We start from the raw sequence: 4,524 nt of genomic DNA on the forward strand, positions 1-4,524 counted from the left end.
GCGCTGCAACGTTCCGATAGAAGCGTCGCCGCATCTGCGCTTTGCCGCCATCGTTTTCTCGGTCCGCAGCAGCGCCATCGCCGCGCGCCTGCTTGCGGCCAACGCCATCGCACATCACATGAGCGGCAATGATATTATCGTCAGGCCAGCGCCCGGGCAGGGCGCCGCCTTCATCTTCCGGGAGACAAAATGAACAAACCCCTGGCGCCCAATCCGTCCGTGACCGTCGGCAACGTCGTCTTCTCGAACGCCGCGCCGCTGTCGCTGATCGCCGGGCCATGCCAGCTGGAATCGCGCCAGCATGCCTTCGACATGGCCGGCGCGCTGAAGGAACTCACCGGAAAGCTCGGCATCGGGCTCGTCTACAAGACCAGCTATGACAAGGCCAACCGCACCTCCTTGAGCGGGGCGCGCGGCGCCGGGCTGGATGCGGCGCTGCCGGTGTTCGACGATTTGCGCATGGAATTCGCGCTGCCGATCCTGACCGACGTCCACACCGACGAGCAGTGCGCATTGGTCGCCCCGCATGTCGACATCCTGCAGATACCGGCCTTTCTCAGCCGCCAGACCGACCTTTTGATCGCCGCGGCGCTGACCGGCAAGGTCGTGAATGTGAAGAAGGGGCAGTTCCTGGCGCCGTGGGACATGAAGAATGTCGTCGCCAAGGTCACCGGGTCCGGCAATGCCAATGTGCTGGTGACCGAGCGCGGCGCCTCCTTCGGCTACAACACGCTGGTCTCCGACATGCGCGCGCTGCCGGTCATGGCCGAGATCGGAGCGCCGGTGATTTTCGACGCCACGCATTCGGTGCAGCAGCCAGGCGGGCAGGGCGGCTCGACCGGCGGCGAGCGCCGCTTCGTCGAGACGCTCTCGCGCGCGGCGGTGGCGGTCGGGGTTGCCGGCGTGTTCATCGAGACGCACCAGGATCCCGACAATGCTCCCTCCGACGGCCCTAACATGGTGCCGTTGAAGGACCTTCGGGCATTGCTCGAAAGGCTGATGGCGTTCGACCGCGTAGCCAAGGGGCGCTGACAATCAGCGCTGGTCCGGGCCATTCGTGCGCCGGCTTGTGGTTGCAGATACCCGGCGTTACCTTCATCCTCGCAAATGTGCGTCTTGGCAGGAGGAAGCCATGTCTGTCGCCCGCGTCACCGAAATCACATCGTCGTCCAAGAAGAGCTTTCAGGACGCCATCGAGAAGGGCATTGCCCGCGCCGCAAAAACTTTGAAGAACGTCGAGGGCGCCTGGATCCAGGACCAGAAGATCGTCGTCGCGGATGGCAAGATCATCGCCTATCGCGTCAACATGAAAGTGACGTTCATCCTCACCGACAGCTAAGCACAAAGTCGGGAACCTTCGCCCGCTCCCCTCATTGTCAAAACAGGCATTAACCGAGAGGAGCAGCACTATGACTACCCCGTCTGGCCACACCGAAGCCATTGCCGCCTCGCGCGTCATCGGCACGTCGGTCTACAATACCGCAGGCGACAGTATCGGCAGCATCGAGGACGTCATGCTGGACAAGATGTCGAACGGCATCATGTTCGCCGTCATCGGCTTCGGAGGTTTCCTCGGCATGGGCGAGAAGTATCACGCCATTCCGTGGGCAAGCCTCGATTATGACGAAAATATGGGCGGCTACGTCGTCGCTTTCACGAAGGAGCAGCTCAAGGCCGCCCCGGCCTATTCGATCGACGAGCTAACCGGCGCCGACGGCGAGGCGGCACGCGATGCGTCATTCGAATACTACCACGTAAAGCCCTACTGGCATTGATCGCCAAGTCGGCAGGTCGCAATCGAAAGGCCCCCGCACATGCGGGGGCCCTTCTTCTGGAAGATCCTACTGCGCTGCCTGTAGTGTCGACAGTTGCGCGGCGCCCTGCTGGGGCTGCTGGTTGTCGCACGACGTCAGGAACGCTGCCGCGATCAGGAACAAACTCACGATACCGCTCAACTGGGACATGGCGAAACTCCTCCTGTTTCGCCCCGCGCAAGCAGAATCATAGACCAGAAAGCGGCGTGCCGCGCATGACTTATGATGACAGAAATTTGCGCTTCGTGAATCGGCCGGGCGGCAATATTTGCCCGCGGCCCGATTGCCTTTTGCGGCACTTTGGCTAAGAGGGGCGCGACGCTTCAATCGATCAATCGGGGACATCGCAATGACCGCCATCGTCGACATAGTCGGGCGTGAAATCCTGGACAGCCGTGGAAATCCGACCGTCGAGGTCGACGTGGTGCTGGAAGACGGCTCGATGGGCCGCGCCGCGGTACCGTCAGGCGCATCGACCGGCGCCCATGAAGCGGTCGAGCTGCGCGACGGCGGACCGCGCTATCTCGGCAAGGGCGTCCAGCGCGCCGTCGAGGCCGTCAACGGCGAGCTGTTCGAGGCGATCGGCGGCATGGAAGCCGAGAACCAGATCCACATCGACCAGACGATGATCGAGCTCGACGGCACGCCGAACAAGAGCCGGCTCGGCGCCAATGCCATCCTCGGCGTGTCGCTGGCGGTCGCCAAGGCCGCGGCCGAAGCGGCCGGCCTGCCGCTCTACCGCTATGTCGGCGGCGCCAAGGCGCACGTGCTGCCTGTGCCGATGATGAACATCATCAATGGCGGCGCGCATGCCGACAATCCAATTGACTTCCAGGAATTCATGATCCTGCCGGTCGGCGCGCCGACGCTGCGCGACGGCGTGCGCTGGGGCTCGGAAATCTTCCACACGCTGCGCAAGAAGCTCAAGGATGCCGGCCACAACACCAATGTCGGCGACGAGGGCGGCTTCGCCCCCAATCTGAAGAGCGCACCCTCAGCGCTCGATTTCATCATGGAATCGATCGAGAAGGCCGGCTTCAGGCCGGGCGAGGACGTTGCGCTCGGCCTCGATTGCGCAGCGACCGAGTTCTTCAAGGACGGCAACTACGTCTATGAGGGCGAGAAGAAGACCCGCGATCCGAAGGCGCAGGCCAAGTACCTGGCCAAGCTCGCATCCGACTATCCGATCATCACCATCGAGGACGGCCTTGCCGAGGACGACTGGGAAGGCTGGAAGATCCTGACCGACCTCATCGGCAAGAAGACGCAGCTTGTCGGCGACGATCTGTTTGTCACCAACACGGCAAGGCTTCGCGACGGCATCCACATGGGCGTCGCCAATTCGATCCTGGTCAAGGTCAACCAGATCGGCTCGCTGACCGAAACGCTCGACGCCGTCGAGACCGCGCACAAGGCCGGCTACACCGCGGTGATGTCACACCGCTCGGGCGAGACCGAGGACTCGACCATCGCCGATCTCGCTGTCGCCACCAATTGCGGACAGATCAAGACCGGCTCGCTGTCGCGCTCCGACCGCATGGCCAAGTACAACCAGCTGATCCGCATCGAGGAAGAGCTGGGCAAGCAGGCACGCTACGCCGGCAAGTCGGTGGTCAAGGCCTGATCTGGCATCCCATCGTTATATCTAGGAAGGGCGGGGCGTTCCCGCCCTTTTTCGTTTTGGGGCACTGGATACGTCCATCCGTAACCGTCCATTAAGCACAATGGAGCGAAAAAGATTCTCGGGCCGTTCGGGTTCGCGGCCGCGAGGATCTGGATCATGTGGACACGTCAGCACAAGCAGAGAAACACCGGCCGGCTGATCGTCCCCTCGCTCTGCGTGCTGTTCCTGGCCTATTTCGGCTTCCATGCCTATCACGGCGAGTTCGGCATCTATTCCAAGTACCAGCTCCAAGCCAGGGCGGTCGAACTGCAGGCGCAGCTCGACACCGTCAAGGCGCGCCGGGTCGATCTCGAGCGGCGTGTCCAGCTCATGCACGAGGGCACGCTGGAGAAAGATATGCTTGACGAGCAGGCTCGTAAGGCGCTCAATCTCTCCCACGCCGACGAAATCACCGTCATGTTGCCGGTATCAGCGAAATAACTGAATTCCAGTTAATCGCCTATATTTTCAATGATTTTAATCGCTTAGACGCATGCCAGCCATGCATTTTTCAGCATGGCGCAATGCTTTCCCGCATGTTAGCCTCGCTCAAATCGGTGGGGAGAGACGATCTCCCTCGGAGCGGATTTCATCCTGCTCTAAATGTCCGCGAAGAGACGCCAACAGGGAGTGATGCATGGCCACCGCCGCCAGAAAAGCGCCTGCCAAATCCAAAAACGACGGTAAATCACAAGGGCTCTCGGCCCCGAAGCCTGCCGACTTCACCAAGAACGATGAGCTCGCCGCCTACCGGCACATGCTGCTCATCCGCCGCTTCGAGGAAAAGGCCGGCCAGCTCTACGGCATGGGCTTCATCGGCGGCTTCTGCCACCTCTATATCGGTCAGGAAGCCGTCGTCACCGGCATGAAGATGGCGCTGATCGAAGGCGACCAGATGATCACCGCCTATCGCGACCACGGCCACATGCTGGCGATGGACCTGTCGCCGCGCGGCGTCATGGCGGAGCTCACCGGGCGCCGGGGCGGGCTGTCCAAAGGCAAGGGCGGCTCCATGCACATGTTCTCCAAGGAGAAGCATTTCTATGG

General features: G+C 61.9%; 7 protein-coding genes and 1 pseudogene. 7 read left to right on the forward strand and 1 reads right to left on the reverse strand.

What is annotated here, in order from left to right; genetic code table 11:
• The 4 genes and pseudogenes from EN781_RS34905 to EN781_RS26845 form a co-directional block, all read left to right on the forward strand.
• Positions 1 to 193 (forward strand): annotated as a pseudogene (locus tag EN781_RS34905) (VOC family protein); the annotation flags it as partial.
• Positions 190 to 1,032, forward strand: a complete 843-nt coding sequence (gene kdsA, locus EN781_RS26835; protein ID WP_126054633.1) for a 3-deoxy-8-phosphooctulonate synthase — start codon at positions 190 to 192, stop codon at positions 1,030 to 1,032. The pseudogene EN781_RS34905 and the gene kdsA, both read left to right, overlap by 4 nt.
• A 100-nt stretch (positions 1,033 to 1,132) precedes the next feature.
• Positions 1,133 to 1,339, forward strand: a complete 207-nt coding sequence (locus tag EN781_RS26840; protein WP_126054632.1) for a dodecin family protein — start codon at positions 1,133 to 1,135, stop codon at positions 1,337 to 1,339.
• Between the two features lie 70 nt (positions 1,340 to 1,409).
• Positions 1,410 to 1,775, forward strand: a complete 366-nt coding sequence (locus EN781_RS26845; protein ID WP_126054631.1) for a PRC-barrel domain-containing protein — start codon at positions 1,410 to 1,412, stop codon at positions 1,773 to 1,775.
• A gap of 66 nt (positions 1,776 to 1,841) precedes the next feature.
• Here the strand turns inward: EN781_RS26845 and EN781_RS35865 are convergent, their stop codons facing one another.
• A complete protein-coding gene (locus EN781_RS35865) occupies positions 1,842 to 1,964 on the reverse strand; it encodes a hypothetical protein (protein WP_274608485.1) in 123 nt (40 codons plus the stop codon).
• A 199-nt stretch (positions 1,965 to 2,163) separates the two neighbouring features.
• Here EN781_RS35865 and eno point away from each other — a divergent pair, with 199 nt between their 5' ends.
• From eno to EN781_RS26860, 3 genes are all read left to right on the forward strand, one after another.
• The gene (gene eno / locus EN781_RS26850; RefSeq protein WP_126054630.1) at positions 2,164 to 3,438 is read left to right on the forward strand and encodes a phosphopyruvate hydratase; all 1,275 of its coding nucleotides are present in this window, start codon (positions 2,164 to 2,166) and stop codon (positions 3,436 to 3,438) included.
• Between the two features lie 156 nt (positions 3,439 to 3,594).
• Positions 3,595 to 3,918, forward strand: a complete 324-nt coding sequence (locus EN781_RS26855; RefSeq protein WP_126054629.1) for a septum formation initiator family protein — start codon at positions 3,595 to 3,597, stop codon at positions 3,916 to 3,918.
• 196 nt (positions 3,919 to 4,114) lie between these two features.
• Positions 4,115 to 4,524 (forward strand): thiamine pyrophosphate-dependent enzyme (locus EN781_RS26860; RefSeq protein WP_245492663.1); only part of this gene is annotated, 410 nt, incomplete at its 3' end.

Source organism: Mesorhizobium sp. M4A.F.Ca.ET.090.04.2.1 (genome assembly GCF_003999085.1).
Classification (GTDB): domain Bacteria; phylum Pseudomonadota; class Alphaproteobacteria; order Rhizobiales; family Rhizobiaceae; genus Mesorhizobium.

What these genes read in the sequence shown, in the direction of transcription:
- kdsA (WP_126054633.1), top strand. Translation starts at nt 190, where the DNA reads ATGAACAAACCCCTGGCGCCCAATCCGTCCGTGACCGTCGGCAACGTC.
- EN781_RS26840 (WP_126054632.1), top strand. Translation starts at nt 1,133, where the DNA reads ATGTCTGTCGCCCGCGTCACCGAAATCACATCGTCGTCCAAGAAGAGC.
- EN781_RS26845 (WP_126054631.1), top strand. Translation starts at nt 1,410, where the DNA reads ATGACTACCCCGTCTGGCCACACCGAAGCCATTGCCGCCTCGCGCGTC.
- EN781_RS35865 (WP_274608485.1), bottom strand. Translation starts at nt 1,964, where the DNA reads ATGTCCCAGTTGAGCGGTATCGTGAGTTTGTTCCTGATCGCGGCAGCG.
- eno (WP_126054630.1), top strand. Translation starts at nt 2,164, where the DNA reads ATGACCGCCATCGTCGACATAGTCGGGCGTGAAATCCTGGACAGCCGT.
- EN781_RS26855 (WP_126054629.1), top strand. Translation starts at nt 3,595, where the DNA reads ATGTGGACACGTCAGCACAAGCAGAGAAACACCGGCCGGCTGATCGTC.